15 protein-coding genes are annotated in these 15244 nt (G+C 70.0%); 9 read left to right on the top strand and 6 right to left on the bottom strand.

What is annotated here, in order from left to right; all coding sequences use genetic code 11:
• The first annotated feature begins 191 nt into the window (after positions 1-191).
• Together JCM7685_RS14375 and JCM7685_RS14370 are read left to right on the top strand one after the other, a co-directional pair.
• Complete coding sequence (locus tag JCM7685_RS14375) at positions 192-1811, top strand: (2,3-dihydroxybenzoyl)adenylate synthase (RefSeq protein WP_074969328.1); 1620 nt, start codon at positions 192-194, stop codon at positions 1809-1811.
• Between the two features lie 12 nt (positions 1812-1823).
• On the top strand, positions 1824-2060 hold the full coding sequence (locus tag JCM7685_RS14370) for a phosphopantetheine-binding protein (RefSeq protein WP_074969265.1): 237 nt from the start codon (positions 1824-1826) through the stop codon (positions 2058-2060).
• 540 nt (positions 2061-2600) lie between these two features.
• Here the strand turns inward: JCM7685_RS14370 and JCM7685_RS14365 are convergent.
• Genes JCM7685_RS14365 through JCM7685_RS14355 form a run of 3 tightly spaced genes read right to left on the bottom strand, consistent with a single transcriptional unit; the run spans position 2601 to position 5216 of the window.
• Positions 2601-3371 (bottom strand): SDR family oxidoreductase, encoded by a 771-nt coding sequence (locus JCM7685_RS14365; protein ID WP_074969266.1) that lies wholly within the window; start codon positions 3369-3371, stop codon positions 2601-2603.
• A gap of 1 nt (position 3372) precedes the next feature.
• Positions 3373-4011 carry an isochorismatase family protein gene (locus JCM7685_RS14360; RefSeq protein WP_074969268.1) on the bottom strand — a complete coding sequence of 213 codons (639 nt, stop codon included), beginning with the start codon at positions 4009-4011 and terminating at the stop codon, positions 3373-3375.
• On the bottom strand, positions 4011-5216 hold the full coding sequence (locus tag JCM7685_RS14355; RefSeq protein WP_074969270.1) for an isochorismate synthase: 1206 nt from the start codon (positions 5214-5216) through the stop codon (positions 4011-4013). Before JCM7685_RS14355 ends, JCM7685_RS14360 begins: the two co-directional genes overlap by 1 nt.
• Before the next feature lie 363 nt (positions 5217-5579).
• Here JCM7685_RS14355 and JCM7685_RS14350 point away from each other — a divergent pair, with 363 nt between their 5' ends.
• Together JCM7685_RS14350 and JCM7685_RS14345 are read left to right on the top strand one after the other, a co-directional pair.
• Entirely contained in the window at positions 5580-6542 is a 963-nt protein-coding gene (locus JCM7685_RS14350; protein ID WP_074969271.1) for a diacylglycerol/lipid kinase family protein, read from the top strand.
• Positions 6539-7327, top strand: a complete 789-nt coding sequence (locus JCM7685_RS14345; RefSeq protein ID WP_074969273.1) for a metallophosphoesterase family protein — start codon at positions 6539-6541, stop codon at positions 7325-7327. The genes JCM7685_RS14350 and JCM7685_RS14345 overlap by 4 nt, the downstream gene beginning before the upstream one ends.
• A 90-nt stretch (positions 7328-7417) precedes the next feature.
• On the opposite strand, the gene JCM7685_RS14340 is transcribed toward JCM7685_RS14345, so the two are convergent.
• Positions 7418-8212 (bottom strand): VOC family protein, encoded by a 795-nt coding sequence (locus JCM7685_RS14340; RefSeq protein ID WP_074969275.1) that lies wholly within the window; start codon positions 8210-8212, stop codon positions 7418-7420.
• Positions 8213-8371: 159 nt separating this feature from the next.
• On the opposite strand from JCM7685_RS14340, the gene JCM7685_RS14335 reads away from it, so the two are divergent.
• Together JCM7685_RS14335 and JCM7685_RS14330 are read left to right on the top strand one after the other, a co-directional pair.
• Positions 8372-9559: a THUMP domain-containing class I SAM-dependent RNA methyltransferase gene (locus JCM7685_RS14335; protein ID WP_083412842.1), complete on the top strand. Its 1188-nt coding sequence runs from the start codon at positions 8372-8374 to the stop codon at positions 9557-9559.
• Positions 9560-9823: 264 nt separating this feature from the next.
• Complete coding sequence (locus tag JCM7685_RS14330) at positions 9824-10573, top strand: SDR family NAD(P)-dependent oxidoreductase (protein ID WP_074969277.1); 750 nt, start codon at positions 9824-9826, stop codon at positions 10571-10573.
• Here JCM7685_RS14330 and JCM7685_RS14325 read toward each other — a convergent pair.
• Positions 10558-11070 (bottom strand): L,D-transpeptidase family protein, encoded by a 513-nt coding sequence (locus JCM7685_RS14325; RefSeq protein WP_170848951.1) that lies wholly within the window; start codon positions 11068-11070, stop codon positions 10558-10560. The two genes, JCM7685_RS14330 and JCM7685_RS14325, sit on opposite strands and share 16 nt — an antisense overlap.
• Positions 11071-11084: 14 nt before the next feature.
• A complete protein-coding gene (gene ribA / locus JCM7685_RS14320) occupies positions 11085-12146 on the bottom strand; it encodes a GTP cyclohydrolase II (protein WP_074969279.1) in 1062 nt (353 codons plus the stop codon).
• Positions 12147-12279: 133 nt separating this feature from the next.
• Here ribA and JCM7685_RS14315 point away from each other — a divergent pair, with 133 nt between their 5' ends.
• From JCM7685_RS14315 to JCM7685_RS14305, 3 genes are all read left to right on the top strand, one after another.
• Positions 12280-12966, top strand: a complete 687-nt coding sequence (locus JCM7685_RS14315; RefSeq protein ID WP_074969281.1) for a response regulator transcription factor — start codon at positions 12280-12282, stop codon at positions 12964-12966.
• 277 nt (positions 12967-13243) lie between these two features.
• A complete protein-coding gene (locus tag JCM7685_RS14310; RefSeq protein WP_074969283.1) occupies positions 13244-14029 on the top strand; it encodes an exodeoxyribonuclease III in 786 nt (261 codons plus the stop codon).
• Positions 14030-14331: 302 nt separating this feature from the next.
• A complete protein-coding gene (locus tag JCM7685_RS14305; RefSeq protein WP_074969285.1) occupies positions 14332-15243 on the top strand; it encodes a thioredoxin family protein in 912 nt (303 codons plus the stop codon).
• Position 15244 lies beyond the last annotated feature (1 nt).

Here is a 15244-nt window from a genome sequence, read left to right as displayed (position 1 = left end):
CCGCTGAAGGAGGTCGGCTGCCTGAAAATGAGAGGGAGAGCTGGCTTTCCGGACGCCCGGGCGCGGCTGGCTTGCTTCGAGAGAGAGAGCGGGATAAAAATACTCAACAATTGATCCCCGTCAAGGCGCCGGCGGTGCCCTGAGCGGGTCGTTGCCGTCGAAGAAATCTGCCGCCGCAAACAGGTATGTCCATGATCGAATTCAGCCCCTGGCCCCGGGATCTTGCGCAACGCTATCGCCAGGCGGGCTACTGGATCGACCAGCCCCTGACCCATATCCTGGACGCCCAGATGGCCGCCGGACCCGAGGCCGAGGCGCTGGTCTGCGGCAGCCGCCGCCTCAGCTATGCCGACCTGGACCGGCAGTCGCGCAACCTGGCCGCCTATCTGGCCGAGCAGGGGCTGGGCCATGGCGACACCGCGCTGGTGCAACTGCCGAACGTCGCCGAATTCTTTGCCGTGTTCTTCGCGCTCTTGCGCATCGGCGTGGTGCCGGTGAACGCGCTCTTCAGCCACCGCCGGCTGGAGCTTGCCGCCTATGCCCAGCAGATCGCGCCGCGCGTGGTCATCGCGTCGCGCGCGCATGAGCTGTTCCGGGACGACGCCTTCGCCGTGGAACTGCGCGCCGGGGGCGTCGAACATGTGCTGCTGCTGGGCGAGGACGACCCGGCGCTGAGCCTGGCGCGCCGGCTGGAACAGCCCGGCGAACTGCCTTCCGGCGCCGGTCCCACGCCCGCCGACCAGGTGGCCTTCTTCCAGCTGTCCGGCGGCTCGACCGGTACGCCGAAGCTGATCCCGCGCACGCATAACGACTATGATTACAGCATCCGCGCCAGCGTCGAGATCTGCGGCGTGACCTCGGCCACGCGCTTTCTTTGCGCATTGCCGGCGGCGCATAACTTCACCCTCAGCTCGCCGGGAACGCTGGGCGTGTTCCACGCCGGGGGCACCGTGGTCATGGCGCCCTCGCCCGAGCCGCTGGGCTGCTTCCCCCTGATCGCGGCCGAGCGCGTGACCATGGCCCCGCTGGTCCCGCCCGCCGTCGCCCTATGGTTGCGCGCGGTGGAAGAGGACCCGTCGCGCCGCGCCCAGCTGGACAGTCTGGAATCGATGCTGGTCGGCGGCGCCAGCTTCGCCGAGGCCACCGCCCGGCGGGTGCCGGAACGCCTGGGCTGCCGCTTGCAGCAGGTCTTCGGCATGGCCGAGGGGCTGGTGAACTACACCCGCCCGAACGAGCCGGCCGAGGTGATCTTCACCACCCAGGGCCGCCCGATCAGCCCCGACGACGAGGTCCGTATCCTGGACGAGGACGGCCGCCCGGTCCCCGACGGCACCCCCGGGGCGCTGGCGACGCGCGGCCCCTATACCTTCCGCGGCTATTACCGCAGCCCGGAACACAATGCGAAGGCCTTTGATTCGGAAGGCTTCTACCATTCCGGCGACGTGGTGGTGCGGGTGGACGGCAATCTGCGCGTGGTCGGCCGCATCAAGGATCAGATCAACCGGGGCGGCGAAAAGATCGCCGCCGAGGAAATCGAGAACCTGCTCTTGCGCCATCCCGACATCACCCATGCCGCGCTGGTCGCGACCCCCGACGCGCATCTGGGCGAAAAGAGCTGCGCCTTCCTGGTCCTGCGCGACGGGCTGGAGAAACTTTCGCCCCCGGCCCTGCGCCGGCATCTGCTGGAGCTGGGCGTCGCCGAATACAAGCTGCCCGACCGTTTCCGCTTCCTGCCCGAGCTGCCGCTGACGGCGGTGGGCAAGATCGACAAGCGCCGCCTGCGCGACAGCCTCGCGGCGGCCACCGCCTGAAAGGACCGAACCATGCTCGACAAGACCGAACTCAGCCCCGAATGGCTGGCCTCCCGCGTGGCCGAGATGATCGAGGACGATTGCGAGATCGACCCGGCCGAGAACCTGGTGCTCTATGGGCTCGATTCCATCGCGGTGATGACCTTCGCCAGCGAGTTGAAGCAGATGGGCGTTGAGGCCGGTTTCGAGGAACTGGCCCGCGAGCCCACGCTGGCGAACTGGTGGGCGCTGATCGCCTCGCGGCTGTAGCGGGCTGCTGAAAAAGCCGCCGCGGCTGGGCGCATTGGACCAGAAAACAGGAATTTTGCCTCGAATTGCCCGCAAAGCGGCTCTAGGCCGGCGCACAGTTCCCCGCACCGGCGCGCGTTGGATCGGAAAACAGGAAACTTGCCTTGCATTGCCTGCAAATGCCTTGTTTTCCAGCCGATCCTGTCAGGCCCAGAACGATTTTTCCGTCCCCCAACCTTTCGCAAAAGGTTGCTGGGAAGGCATGGTGGTGGAAGCGGTTCCGGTGCAAATCTCGCGGCCGATTTGAGGCGGATCTGCCGGTTCCGGCCGGAACTGCGGCCTGCCGACCTGAAGAACGCGGCACATCCGATGCGTGCCGGCCCCGTCCGAGAGCGGGGACTGCCGACGTTGCTGCCGCTGCGGCGCTGGCCCGAGGGATCGGCGCGGGTGTAGCGCAGCGATTGCCATGGCGGCCTTGGCCATCGGCGCGCGCATGGCGGAAGGGCGGAGGCCGCGGGGATCGCCGCGCCCTTCCATCCTGCGGAAGTCTTTGGTCGCCCGTCAGGCCCGCAGCGTGGCGCCGCCGTCGACGTAGAGGTCGGCCATGGTGACATGGCCGGACTGGTCCGACAGCAGGAACATCACCGCGCCGGCGATGTCCTCGGGCGTCGCCAGCTTCTGCAGCGGGATGCCGGTGCGATAGGCTTCCAGGCTGCCCTCGATCACCGCGCGTTCGCCGGCGCCGCCGTCCTCGGTCCACATGCCGGTCTGCATCGGCGTCAGGGTCGAGCCCGGCGCGACGATATTGCAGCGCACGCCCTGGCCGGCCAGTTCCAGGCCCAGGCAGCGGATCGTCATGGTCGCGGCCGCCTTGGACGCCGCATAGGCGCCCATGTTCAACCGCGGGATGCCGGCGGCGTTCGAGCTGACCGCGACGATGGCGCCCTTGCCCTGCCGCGCCATGGCCCGGCCGAAGGCGCGGGTCACGTTGAAGGTGCCGGTGGTATTGACGCCGATCACGCGGTCCCATTCCCTCGGGTCCAGATCCAGCAGCGGCCCGATGGCCAGCACTCCCGCCGCATGGACGCCCAGGCCCAGCGGGCCGTTTTCGGCCTCGACCTCGGCCACCAGCGCCTCGGCCGCCGCACCGTCGCGCACGTCCAGCACACGGTTCGGCACGCCCGGCACCGGCGCGGCCTCCAGAGCGGCCAGCGTGTCGGCGGCGGTGACGCGGGCGCCGGCCTGGACCAGCGCGGCGACGACCGACCGGCCGATGCCGCCGGCGGCGCCGGTCACGATGGCGGTCTTGCCCTGAAATCCGGTCAGCTGCATGTCATTCCTCTCCCAGCGCGGTCAGGGCGTGATCCGTCGTCAGCGGCACCCCGCAGGTCGCCGCGATCCAGCCCATCGCCAGATCATGCTTCTCGCGTGAGAAATCGGCCTGGGCGTCGGCGACGGCAAAGGCCTCGATGTCGCGCTGGAACGCCTCGGCGGCGGTGGCGAGGCAGCCGATATGGGCATAGATGCCGCAGATCATCAGCTGGTCGCGGCCGCGCGCGCGCATCAGATGCTCCAGGTTCGACCGCTGAAAGGCGCTGTAGCGGTGCTTGTGCAGGACGAAATCGCCGGCGGCGGGCGCGAGCTCCGGCAGGATCTCCTCATGCTCGGGGATGGCGTTCATCCCCGGGCCCCAGAGGTCGGCCTGCAAACCGCGATCGGGGCGGAACTGGTCGCCCTTCTGCGCGGTGTAGAAGACCGGCACCCCCGCCGCCCGCGCCGCGGCGATCAGCCGGGCGATATTCGCGACCACCGGTGCCAGCGGCGCGCCCTCGGGAAAGGGGCGGCAGAAATAGCGCTGCATGTCATGGACCAGCAGCGCCAGCCGGTCGCGGCGCGGCTGCCAGGGGCCGCGCGGCTGCGGCAGTTCGCCTTGGATCGGCGGGTCGTAGGGGGCGATGCCGGGCAGGGCCATCAGTCTTCTCCGTCCTTGCGCAGGCCCTCCAGCCCGGCATCGGCCGGTAGGCCCAGCGCGGCCAGGAAGGCGCCGAATTTCGCGCCGGTCTCGGCGGCCTCGGCCATCGGGTCCGAGCCGGGGACGATCCCCGCGCCCGCGTAAAGCCGCGCTTGCCGGCCGCTGATCTCGGCGCATCGGATGGCGACATACCAGGCGCCGTCGCCCTTGCCGTCGCACCAACCGACGGCGCCGGCATAGAAGTCCCGGGCGACGGGTTCAAGCTCGGCGATCAGCTTGGCGGCGCGCATGGTGGGCACGCCGCAGACGGCGGGGGTCGGATGCAGCGCCGAGGCCAGCACGACCGAAGGCGTGTCCTCGTCGCGCAGCCGCCCCTCGATCCGGGTGCCCAGATGCCACATGCTGCGGGTCGAGGTCACGGTCGTGCCCTCGGGGCAGGACAGGTCGCGGCAATAGGGCGACAGCGTGTCCAGGATCGCCTCGACCACCAGCGCATGTTCGCGGTGGTCCTTGGCCGAGCCGGCCAGCGCCTCGGCGCCCTCGCGGTCGGCGACCGGGTCGGCCAGCCGCCGCGCCGAGCCGGCCAGCGGATGCGAAAGCACAAGCCGCCCGGTCTTCTGCACCAGCAGTTCGGGCGTGGCGCCGCACAGCACCCGGTCCTGCGGATGGGCCGGACCGGCGGGCAGCGCGACGCGGAAGGCGGTGACGGTGCGATCGGCATGCAGCCGCGACATCAGCGCCTCGACCGGGATCGGCGCCTGGGATTCGACCAGAAGCGTGCGGGCCAGCACGATCTTTTCCAGCGCGTTCTGGCGGCCGGATTCCTCGTACATCATCGCCAGCGCCCGGGTGACGGCGCGGGCGTAATCCGTGGCCGAGGGCTGGTGCCGCAGCCGCCAGTCCGGCAGCGGCAGGCCGCGGGGCGCGATGCCGGTCGGCTCGGGCGCCGGGGCGCGGCGGCATTGCCACAGGCAATCCTCGGCCCGGCGGTCGAAGGGCAGGGCGCCGCCGATCAGCTCCTCGGCCCCGACCGAGGCCAGCGCCGTCGCGACCCGGCTGCCCAGTGTGGCGGCATTGCCCGCGGGCAGCCGCCGGGCCGCGCCGCGGCCAAGCACATGACCCGAAGGCCCGTTGAAGCCGAAAAGGACCGGATCAGGCACGGATGACGCCGATGTCTTGGGCGCCTCGGACAGGCGGATGTTCATGATGCATCTCTTTTAAAAGAACTTTCCTCCCCGTCCGAACGGGCTGCGCAGCGGTGGGATGACGCGCCTCGCGCAGTCATGGACATGCCGCGTTCAGATCTGGGGCAGAATTCTCCCACTTGGGTCAGTAACCGATGGCCGGGTGGCGAAATGGCCGCAGCTCCGCCAGGGAGCAGACGAGCCGAACAGGGCCTGTCGACCCCTTCCCTTGGCTTCCCGCGCGCAATCTGTCAAAGCGGCCGGGCAAAGACAAGTAAAAAGATCAGGATTGGGGCGGCTGCACGGAAAGGCCCGGAAGCGCTGCGGAACCTCCGGCGTCCGAACCGGGTTGCGAGGGGGAGCCAGCACCAGGGGGCAAGGGGCATGACAGGACAGGGCGAACCGGCCGCCGAAAGCGGCTTCGACCTTGCGGGGGCGCGGGTCTGCGTCATCGTCAACCGGGGTTCGGGGCGCAAGCAGGGCCAGGACATCGCGCAAGAGCTGCGCCGCCTGTTGCAGGACAGGGTCGCCGCGCTGGAAATCCACGGCACCGACGAGGGCGCCACCCTGCCCGAGATGGCGCGCGACGCGGTGGCGCGCGGGGTCGAACTGATCGTCGCGGCCGGCGGCGACGGCACCCAGGCCGCGGTGGCCAGCGCCGTCGCCGGCAGCGACACCGCCATGGCGGTGATCCCCGGCGGCACCTTCAACTATTTCGCCCGCGATCTCGGCTCGGGCGAAACCGTCGAGGAGGCGCTGCGCATCTTCGACGCCCCGGTTCTGCGCCATGTCGACGTGGGCGAGATGAACGGCATGATCTTTCTCAACAACGTCAGTTTCGGCGCCTATCCCGAGATCCTGCGGCGGCGCGAAAGCATCTATCGGCGCTGGGGCCGTTCACGTCTGGCCGCCTATTGGTCGGCGGTGGCGGCGATGTGGAACCTGCGCCACCCGTTGCGGCTGGTGGTGCGCGCCGGCGGCGAAGAGCGGCGTTTCACCACCGCGCTGGCCTTCGTGGCGAAAAGCGCCTACCAGCTCGACAGTTTCGGGCTGGAGGGTGCGGATTGCGTGCGCAAGGGCCAGCTCGCGCTTCTGGTGGCGCGGGCCCGGCGGCCCTGGCCGCTGGTGCGCTCGGCGCTGCGGCTGGCCCTGGGCAAGACGGCGCGCTATGCCGATTTCAACCTGGTCTGCGCCGAGGAGATCGCGCTGGAAACCCTGCCCGCCCATGAATATGTCGCCCATGACGGCGAAAAGACCTGGATGGATTCGCCCTTTCGCATCCGTGTGCGCAAGGGCGCGCTGAAGGTCCTGGTGCCGGCGGGCAGCGGGGGCCGCGACGCGGCATGACGCGGATCCTGCACCTGTCGGACCTGCATTTCGGCTATGAACGCGTGGCCTTGGTCGAGCCGCTGCTGGACCTGGTCAATGCCGCCCGCGCCGATCTGGTGGTGGTGACAGGCGACCTGACCCATCGCGGCCGCTCGGCGCAATTCGCCCAAGCCGCGGCGTTCCTGCGCCGGATCGAGGCGCCTTTGATCGCGGTGCCGGGCAATCACGACATCCCGCTCTACAAGCTGGCGGACCGGATGATGCGGCCCTATCGCCGCTGGCGCCGCGCCATCGCCCGCAACCTGGAGCCGGTGGGCCATGTCGGGGCGGTGCGCGTGCAAGGCGTGAACAGCGTCGATCCGATGTCCTGGCAGCGCGGCGCCATCTCTTCGGCCCAGGTCGCGCGCGTGGTCGCGGCGATCCAGCCCGATTGCGTCAACATCGCCGCCCTGCACCACCCGATGCAGCAGCGGCCCGAGGTCGACAAGGCGCTGATGAAGGGCGCCCCCGACGCCCTGGTCCGATTCGAGACCCAGGGCGTGCAGCTGGTGCTGACCGGGCACCTGCATCTCTGGTCGATCGGCGCCTTCCAGGGCGAAAGCGGCCGGCCGATCCTTCAGGTGCAGGCGGGCACGGCGCTTTGCGCCCGCCCCGGAGATCGCCAGAACGAATTCGCCACCCTGGACTTCGACGGGCCCAACCTGCGGGTGGAACGCCATGTCGCGCCGATGGACGAGCCCGGCTTTCGCCCGCCCGAACAGCTTCGCTTCACCCGCCGCAGCGGCCTTTGGCGTCCTGCCTGATCTTCACCGTTTCGCACATGCTCCGGGGGAACGCGGCCTCGCCCCCATTGAGGGGGCGGTGCCGCGTGGGGGCAGAGCCCCCGGTGCCGCTCAGCCCTTCGCGGCGATCCTGAACCGCGTGCCCCAGGGATCGGTGAGTGCCTGCCCCGGCAGCGCGGCCATCGCCGCGGCATCGGCGGCCAGCACCACCTCGGCCAGGCCGGTCGAGTCGGGGCTGCGGCGGCCGGCCCCTCGGCTCTGCCAGATGTTGCCCGCCAGGTGATGGTGATAGCCGCCGGTGGCGAAGAAGCTGGCGCCGAAAACCTGTGCGCTGCGATCCATGCCCAGCCGGCCCATGTAGAAGGCCTCGGCTTCGGCGATGTCGCCGACCTGCAGGTGGACGTGGCCGACCACGCTGCCCTGGGGCGCGCCGGTCCAGGGCCGGTCGGCAGCCGCGGCCAGGGTCTGCAGGTCCAGGGGCAGGGTATCCATCCGCACCTGCCGCCCATCCGTCTGCCAGGCGGCGCGCGGACGGTCGGCATAAAGCTCGATGCCGTTGCCTTCGGGGTCGCGCAGATACAGCGCCTCGCTGACCAGATGGTCCGAGGCGCCGTCGAGCCGCAGCTGCCGCCCGGCCGCATGCCGCAGCCAGGCACCCAGATCCCGGCGGTCGGGCAGCAGGAAGGCGGTATGGAACAGCCCCGCCTCATGCGGGCGCCGGCGCGCGGCGGCGTCGCGGCGCAGCTCCAGCAACGGCAGGTCGCCCGCGCCCAGAACCAGGTCCTCGCCGCTGCCGGAGAGGCGCTCCAGCCCGATGACCGAGCGGTAGAAATCCCCGACGCGGTCGAGGTCGTTCACGATCAGCGCAACCTGGCTGACCTGAAGGGGCGCGTCGCTTGTGGCCATGATGGTCTCCTTGATCCTTGCGCCCAAGATAAGCGCCGCACGAAGCGCCGGAAACGGCGGCAGTCGCGGAAGACTGTCGCCACACCGGCGGCAATTCCGCCGCATTGCCTTCGCCGGCGCCAGGGCGCATGATGCGGGGCCTTTCGCCGCCGGAACCAGATGACGCCCCGCAAGACCCAGCCCGCCCGCAAGCCGCCCCTTTCCGACACCCCCCGGCCCGAAGCCGCGCCGCTGGCCGCCGATCCCGCGCGGATGGAGATCTTCCTGGTCGCCACCCCCGGCCTCGAAGAGCCGCTGGCCGCCGAGGCGCGGGCGCTGGGCTTTGACGCGCAGGTCCAGCCCGGCGGCGTTGCCTTCACCGGCGGCTGGCCCGAGGTCTGGCGCGCGAACCTGCATCTGCGCGGCGCCACCCGCGTGCTGGCCCGCATTGGCGCCTTCCGTGCCATGCACCCGGCGCAGCTGGACAAGCGCGCGCGCCGCTTTCCCTGGGCCGACTGGCTGCGCCCCGAGGTGCCGCTGCGGCTGGAGGCGACCAGCCGCAAGTCGCGCATCTATCACGCCGGCGCCATCATCCAGCGCGTCGAGGCCGCCCTTCGCGATACGCTGGGCGTCGCCTTCGCCGACGATGCCCCGGTCACGCTGAAGATCCGGCTTGAGGACGATCTTTGCACGCTCAGCCTGGATACCTCGGGCGAATCGTTGCACAAGCGCGGCCACAAGCAGGCCGTCGGCAAGGCGCCGATGCGCGAGACCATGGCGGCGATGTTCCTGCGCCAATGCGGTTTCGACGGGCGCGAGCCGGTGCTGGATCCGATGTGCGGCTCGGGCACCTTCGTCATCGAGGCGGCCGAGATCGCCGCCGGGCTGGCCCCGGGCCGGCTGCGCGACTTCGCCTTCCAGCAGCTGAGGTCTTTCGATCCCGAAGCGTGGCAGGCGATGCGGGCGACGGCTGCCGCACCGCCCGCACCGGCGCTGCGCCACCATGGCCGCGACCGCGACGCCGGCGCCATCCGCATGAGCCGCGAGAACGCCGAGCGCGCCGGCGTGCAGGACCTTACCGACTTCCAGACCGGCGCCGTTGCCGAACTGCAGCGCCCCGAAGGCCCGCCCGGCCTGGTGATCGTCAACCCGCCCTATGGCGCGCGGATCGGCAACAAGGGGCCGCTCTTCTGCCTGCACGCGGCCATGGGCGAGGTGTTGCGCATGCGCTTCCGCGGCTGGCGCGTGGGGCTGGTGACCAGCGACGCGCAACTGGCCCGCGCCACCGGCCTGCCGTTCCGTGAACCGGGACCTTATGTCGCCCATGGCGGGCTGAAGGTGCGGCTGTGGCGGACGGGACCGCTCTAGCAGGCTGCTGAAGAAGTATTCCGAGAGGGTGTCGGGACGAAATTGTTCCAGACCGGCCAAATTCCGGTCGGAAGGCAGGTCATTCCGGCCGGTTCGGGGCAAGTTTTCCGCTTTCTGCTCGACTATGCCCCGTCGCGGGACGTCTTCGGCAGCCTCCTGGTAGCCGAAACCCGCGGGCCACCCCGGCGTTGATGCGATCGGTCGCAGGGACGCGGCGCCTTGCGCCGGGCTATGATCCCTGCCGGAACAGCGCAGGAGAATCCGATGGACATTCGCTTCGACGACAAGATCGCCCTGGTCACCGGCGCCGGTTCGGGGCTGGGCGAGGCCATAGCGCTGGAGCTTGCCGCCTCGGGCGCCACGGTGGTGGCGGCCGACCTGCATGAGGAGACCGCCCAGGCCACGGCGGCGAAGATCGTGGCAGCCGGCGGCAAGGCCAAGGCGGTCGCCGGCGACGTCGCCGATCCCGAACAGGTCCGCAAGGCCGTCGATGCCGCCAAGGCGTTGGGAGGGCTGCACCTGCTGGTCAACAACGCCGGCATCGGCGGCCCCAGCGCCCCGACCGGGGCATATCCGCTGGACGGCTGGAAGAAAGTCATCGACATCAACCTGAACGCCGTCTTCTACGGCATGCGTTTCGGCATTCCGGCGATGCTGGAATCGGGCGGCGGGGCGATCGTGAACATGGCCTCGATCCTGGGATCGGTCGGCTTCGACGGCGCCCCGGCCTATGTCTCGGCCAAGCATGCGGTGGTCGGCATGACCAAGAACGCGGCGATGGAATATGCGACGCAGGGCATCCGGGTGAACTCGGTCGGCCCGGCCTTCATCGACACGCCGCTGCTGGACCACATGGACCAGGAGACGAAGCAGATGCTGGTGTCGCGCCACCCGGTCGGTCGGCTGGGCCGGGCCGAGGAGGTGGCGGCGCTGGTGGCCTTCCTGCTCTCGGACCGGGCGAGCTTCATCACCGGCAGCTATCATCTGGTGGACGGCGGCTATACCGCGCGCTGATCCTGGCGCCGTCGCGCGGGCCAGCGGGGCAGGGCGGGGACCAGCAGCTCCTCGCCCGGCCGCAGCACCGAGGCCAGCCAGGCAAGGTCGCGCCGGGCCATGGCGATGCAGCCGGCGGTCGGAAAGCCCGGCCGGCGCCATTGGTGCAGGAAGATCGCCGAACCTGCGCCCGGCCGGGCATCCGGCCAGTTCCAGTCGGTGACCAGCACGATGTCGTAAAGCGGGTCGGGCCGGCGCATCGCCTCGTGGCTGGCGGCGAAGGGCGCGCGGGTGGCGTGGTTGTAGGCCGGATGCCCGGAGGCGTCGCACCACAGGTCCCCGGGCAGGATCGGCTGCGCCCATGCCGCCGGCCGCGCCATCCGGTCGGGCCGATAGAGCAGCCCGACGATGCGGTGCCGACCCAGCGGCGTGGCGCCGTCGCCCTCGCGCTTGGTCGGCGTCAGCCCGCCACGGCCGATGCTGCACGGCAGGACCCGGCCGCGGGCCCAAAGCCCCATCGGCGTCAGGCGGATCACAGCAGATGCCCGGATTTCGCGGCTTTGACGTCCAGGTAACCGGTGTTGTGGCGGTTGCGCGGCGTGACCAGCGGCACCCGCTCGGCCACAGCGATGCCGTGGCTTTCCAGCATGGCGACCTTGCGCGGATTGTTGGTCATCAGCCGCACCGCGCCGAAACCCATGCGGCGCAGGATGCCGGCGCCGATGCGAAAGTCGCGCTCGTCGTCCTGGAAGCCCAGGCGGTGGTTGGCCTCGACGGTGTCGAAGCCCTGGTTCTGCAGCGCATAGGCCCGCATCTTGTTCGCCAGCCCGATGCCGCGGCCTTCCTGGTTGAGATACAGCAGCACGCCTTCGCCAGCCTGCCCCATGGCCTGCAGCGCGGCATGCAACTGCGGACCACAGTCGCATTTCAGGCTGCCCAGCACGTCGCCGGTGAAACAGGCGGAATGCAGCCGCGCCAGCACCGGCGCCGTGCGCGAGGGGGCGCCGATCTCGACCGCGTAATGTTCGGCCTCGCCATTGTCGGGGCGGAAGATGTGCAGTTTCGCGTTCTCGGCCGCCAGCAGCGGCAGGCGGGCGGCGGCCACCGGCGCCATCGCCGCCTCGGCCGCCATCTGCGCCAGCGCCGGGCCGGGCGAAAGCCGCGTCAGCTCTTGCGGCGGGGCGGCCACCGGCACCACCAGCACCGCCGGCAGCAGCTGCGCCGATTTCGCCAGCGCGATGCCGGCGCGATGGGCGGCGACATCGCCGCCGCGCGGGCTGCGGAACGGCCCCTTCATCGGCGTCATCAGGTCGCCCGCCGGATCGGCCACGGCGCGCAGCCAGGACAGATCGGCGTCGCCCGGCACCTCGACCCGCGCCAGGTCGCCGTCGTAGACCCGCGCCTTCAGCGTCTCGGCCCGCGGCTCGGTGATCGCCAGAACGGCGGGGCCGAGCGCGCGCATCGCCTGCAGCCGGGGGGCGGCCAGCGTCTCGACCGCGGCGACCAGATGGCCGCCGATGACCACGGGCAGGCCCATGCGCAGGTCGGCGCGGGCGCGCGAAAGGGTCTCGGTCAGGGTCGGGATCAGGGTCATCGGGCCAGCGGGGTTGAAACAATCTGAAACATAGGGCGGATTTCCGACAACTCCATGTGAGAATTGCTGCAAACCGCTGGACGCCTTGCGCGCCGCGCCACAGTTTTCCGTCATAACGCCAAAGGAGGCAAGAATGGCCGGACTGAAAAAGATCCTGCTGGTCGACGACGAAGAGGACCTGCGCGAGGCCCTGGCCGAGCAGCTGGCCGCCACCGAGGATTTCGAGGTCTTCGAGGCCGGCTCGGGCCACGAGGCCGTCGAGAAGAGCAAGGGCGCCATCTTCGACCTGGTGGTGCTGGACGTGGGCCTGCCCGACACCGACGGGCGCGAGCTGTGCAAGCGGCTGCGCAAGCAGGGGGTCAAGTGTCCCATCGTCATGCTGACCGGCCACGACACCGATGCCGACACCATCCTGGGGCTGGATTCGGGTGCGAACGACTATATCACCAAGCCGTTCAAGTTCCCGGTGCTGCTGGCCCGCCTGCGCGCGCAGCTGCGCACGCATGAGCAGTCCGAGGACGCGATCTTCCAGCTGGGTCCCTATACGTTCAAGCCGGCGATGAAGATCCTGGTCGATGCCAAGGACCGCAAGATCCGGCTGACGGAAAAGGAAACCAACATCCTGAAGTTCCTGTATCGCGCCCAGGACGGCGTGGTGCCGCGCGACGTGCTCTTGCACGAGGTCTGGGGCTACAACGCCGGCGTGACCACCCACACGCTGGAGACGCATATCTACCGCCTGCGCCAGAAGATCGAGCCGGACCCCTCGAACGCCCGGCTGCTGGTGACCGAGTCCGGCGGCTATCGGCTGGTCGCCTGATAAAGGTTTACCGGCGGAACCCGCGGCCGGCCCGCGGGTTTGGCCTGCGAAGCCCAGTGGTCGGAGGATGCGGCCACATGACGACCCGGCCCCGGCCCCACCGGCGGCCGGGTTTTCCGTCGGCCCGGCCCGCGGGGGCGCTTCGCCCCCCGCACCCCCCGAGAGTATTTCTGAACGAAGAAGAGGGGGGTCGGGTTTCCCCGCCGGAGGTGGGGAGAGCACGCGGTGGACAAGCCACGCCCCCGCCCCTAGGGTCCGTTCCCGAAAAGGAGCTGCCATGTTCACCATTGCCACCTGGAACATCAACTCGGTCCGCCTGCGCGAGGCCCTGGTCGCGCGCCTGCTGACCGAGGAGGCGCCGGACGTCCTATGCCTGCAGGAGATCAAGAGCCCGGTCGAGAAGATCCCGCTGGAGGGCTTCCAGGCGCTGGGCTATCGCCACATCGTCGCGCGCGGCCAAAAGGGCTATAACGGCGTCGCCATCCTGTCGAAGCTGCCGCTCGCGGATGCGGGCGATCGCGACTATGCCGGGCTGGGCCATGCCCGCCACGTCGCGGCCCGGCTGGAAAACGGCGTCACCATCCACAATTTCTACGTTCCGGCCGGCGGCGACATTCCCGATCGCGAGCAGAACCTGAAATTCGGCCAGAAGCTGGATTTCCTGACCGAGATGCGCGATGCCTTCCACGCCGACAATCCGGCCCGCTCGATCATGGTGGGCGATCTGAACATCGCCCCGCGCGAGGATGACGTCTGGAACCACAAGGCGCTTCTGAAGATCGTCAGCCACACGCCGCTGGAGGTCGAGCATCTGGGCGCGGCACAGGATGCGGGCAAGTGGGTCGACATCACCCGCAAGGACATTCCGGACGGCCGGCTCTACAGTTGGTGGAGCTATCGGGCCCGGGACTGGGACGCGGCCGACAAGGGCCGGCGTCTGGACCATATCTGGGCCACGCCCGACATCGCCAACGCCGGCCATGGCAGCCGCATCCTGCGTCCGGTGCGCGGCTGGGAACAGCCCAGCGACCACGTTCCGGTGCTGGCGCGTTTCGACCTCTAGCAGGCAGCGGAAAACGCAGCGGCATAGCCGGCCTGGGATCTGGGAAACTCGCCGCAAACGGGCGTTTGCCGTCGATTTCTTGACCGGTTTTCGTCGGATCCGGAATGATCTTCCGGCAGATGCCCTCTCGGGGCTCTCTTTTTGGCGCCAGTTCGACATGTCGCGCGGGGTCGGGACCTCACTGCGTCCCGTCCCGGTGGCGCCCTCGCGCCGGCGCCTGCCGGGGGCGGCGACGTTGCGACCTTGCATCGCCCCGGTCGCTGCTCCATCTAGGGGACAACCCGTTCGCAAGAGGAATTCCGATGCTCGAGCTTGGCCAAGCCCCCGCCGAAAAAGCCCCCGCCGACATCATCAAGGACGTGACCGAGGCGACCTTCATGGCCGATGTCATCGACGCCTCGATGACGGTGCCGGTCATCGTCGATTTCTGGGCGCCCTGGTGCGGCCCCTGCAAGACCCTCGGCCCGCAGCTGGAGGCCGAGGTCGCCCGTCACAAGGGCCGCGTCCGCATGGCCAAGATCAACGTGGACGAAAACCAGATGATCGCCGGCCAGCTGCGCGTGCAGTCGATCCCGACCGTCTATGCCTTCTTCCAGGGCCAGCCGGTCGACGCCTTCCAGGGCGCGGTGCCGCAAAGCCAGGTCAAGCAATTCGTCGAGAAGCTGGCCGCCATGTCCGGCGACGACGGCGGCCTGGCCGAGGCGCTGGACGCCGCCGAGGCGATGCTGGCCGAAGGCGCCGCCGAGGATGCGGCCGAGACCTTTGCCGCCATCCTCGAGGAAGAGCCCGAGAACGCGGTGGCCTGGGGCGGGGCGATCCGCGCCTGGCTGGCGGCGGGTGATGCGGACCGGGCCGAGCAGGAACTGGCCCGGGTCCCCGCCAGCGTCGCCGGCGCGGCGCCGGTCGAGGCCGCCCGCGCCCAGCTGCAACTGGCGCGGCAGGCCGCCAATGCCGGTCCGCTGGACGAATTGCGTCGCAAGGTCGAGGCCGATCCGGCCGATCAGCAGGCGCGGCTGGACTACGCCACCGCCCTGCATGCCGCCGGACAGGTCGAAGAGGCCATCGACCAGCTTCTGGACGCTTTCCGCCGCGACCGCGACTGGAACGACGGCGCGGCCAAGGCGCAGCTGCTGACGGTCTTCGACGCGCTGAAGCCGACCGATCCGCTGGTGCAGAAGGGACGCCGGCGGCTGTCCTCGCTGATCTTTGCCTAGG

Origin of the sequence: Paracoccus aminovorans (assembly GCF_900005615.1) — a bacterium.
Taxonomy (GTDB): domain Bacteria; phylum Pseudomonadota; class Alphaproteobacteria; order Rhodobacterales; family Rhodobacteraceae; genus Paracoccus; species Paracoccus aminovorans.
The sequence above is the reverse complement of the archived record's forward strand: the minus strand, read 5'-3'. Positions and strand labels throughout refer to the sequence as shown.

Excerpts from the sequence above, each read along its gene's own strand:
- JCM7685_RS14375 (WP_074969328.1), top strand. The coding sequence starts at position 192 with ATGATCGAATTCAGCCCCTGGCCCCGGGATCTTGCGCAACGCTATCGC.
- JCM7685_RS14370 (WP_074969265.1), top strand. The coding sequence starts at position 1,824 with ATGCTCGACAAGACCGAACTCAGCCCCGAATGGCTGGCCTCCCGCGTG.
- JCM7685_RS14365 (WP_074969266.1), bottom strand. The coding sequence starts at position 3,371 with ATGCAGCTGACCGGATTTCAGGGCAAGACCGCCATCGTGACCGGCGCC.
- JCM7685_RS14360 (WP_074969268.1), bottom strand. The coding sequence starts at position 4,011 with ATGGCCCTGCCCGGCATCGCCCCCTACGACCCGCCGATCCAAGGCGAA.
- JCM7685_RS14355 (WP_074969270.1), bottom strand. The coding sequence starts at position 5,216 with ATGAACATCCGCCTGTCCGAGGCGCCCAAGACATCGGCGTCATCCGTG.
- JCM7685_RS14350 (WP_074969271.1), top strand. The coding sequence starts at position 5,580 with ATGACAGGACAGGGCGAACCGGCCGCCGAAAGCGGCTTCGACCTTGCG.
- JCM7685_RS14345 (WP_074969273.1), top strand. The coding sequence starts at position 6,539 with ATGACGCGGATCCTGCACCTGTCGGACCTGCATTTCGGCTATGAACGC.
- JCM7685_RS14340 (WP_074969275.1), bottom strand. The coding sequence starts at position 8,212 with ATGGCCACAAGCGACGCGCCCCTTCAGGTCAGCCAGGTTGCGCTGATC.
- JCM7685_RS14335 (WP_083412842.1), top strand. The coding sequence starts at position 8,372 with ATGACGCCCCGCAAGACCCAGCCCGCCCGCAAGCCGCCCCTTTCCGAC.
- JCM7685_RS14330 (WP_074969277.1), top strand. The coding sequence starts at position 9,824 with ATGGACATTCGCTTCGACGACAAGATCGCCCTGGTCACCGGCGCCGGT.
- JCM7685_RS14325 (WP_170848951.1), bottom strand. The coding sequence starts at position 11,070 with ATGGGGCTTTGGGCCCGCGGCCGGGTCCTGCCGTGCAGCATCGGCCGT.
- ribA (WP_074969279.1), bottom strand. The coding sequence starts at position 12,146 with ATGACCCTGATCCCGACCCTGACCGAGACCCTTTCGCGCGCCCGCGCC.
- JCM7685_RS14315 (WP_074969281.1), top strand. The coding sequence starts at position 12,280 with ATGGCCGGACTGAAAAAGATCCTGCTGGTCGACGACGAAGAGGACCTG.
- JCM7685_RS14310 (WP_074969283.1), top strand. The coding sequence starts at position 13,244 with ATGTTCACCATTGCCACCTGGAACATCAACTCGGTCCGCCTGCGCGAG.
- JCM7685_RS14305 (WP_074969285.1), top strand. The coding sequence starts at position 14,332 with ATGCTCGAGCTTGGCCAAGCCCCCGCCGAAAAAGCCCCCGCCGACATC.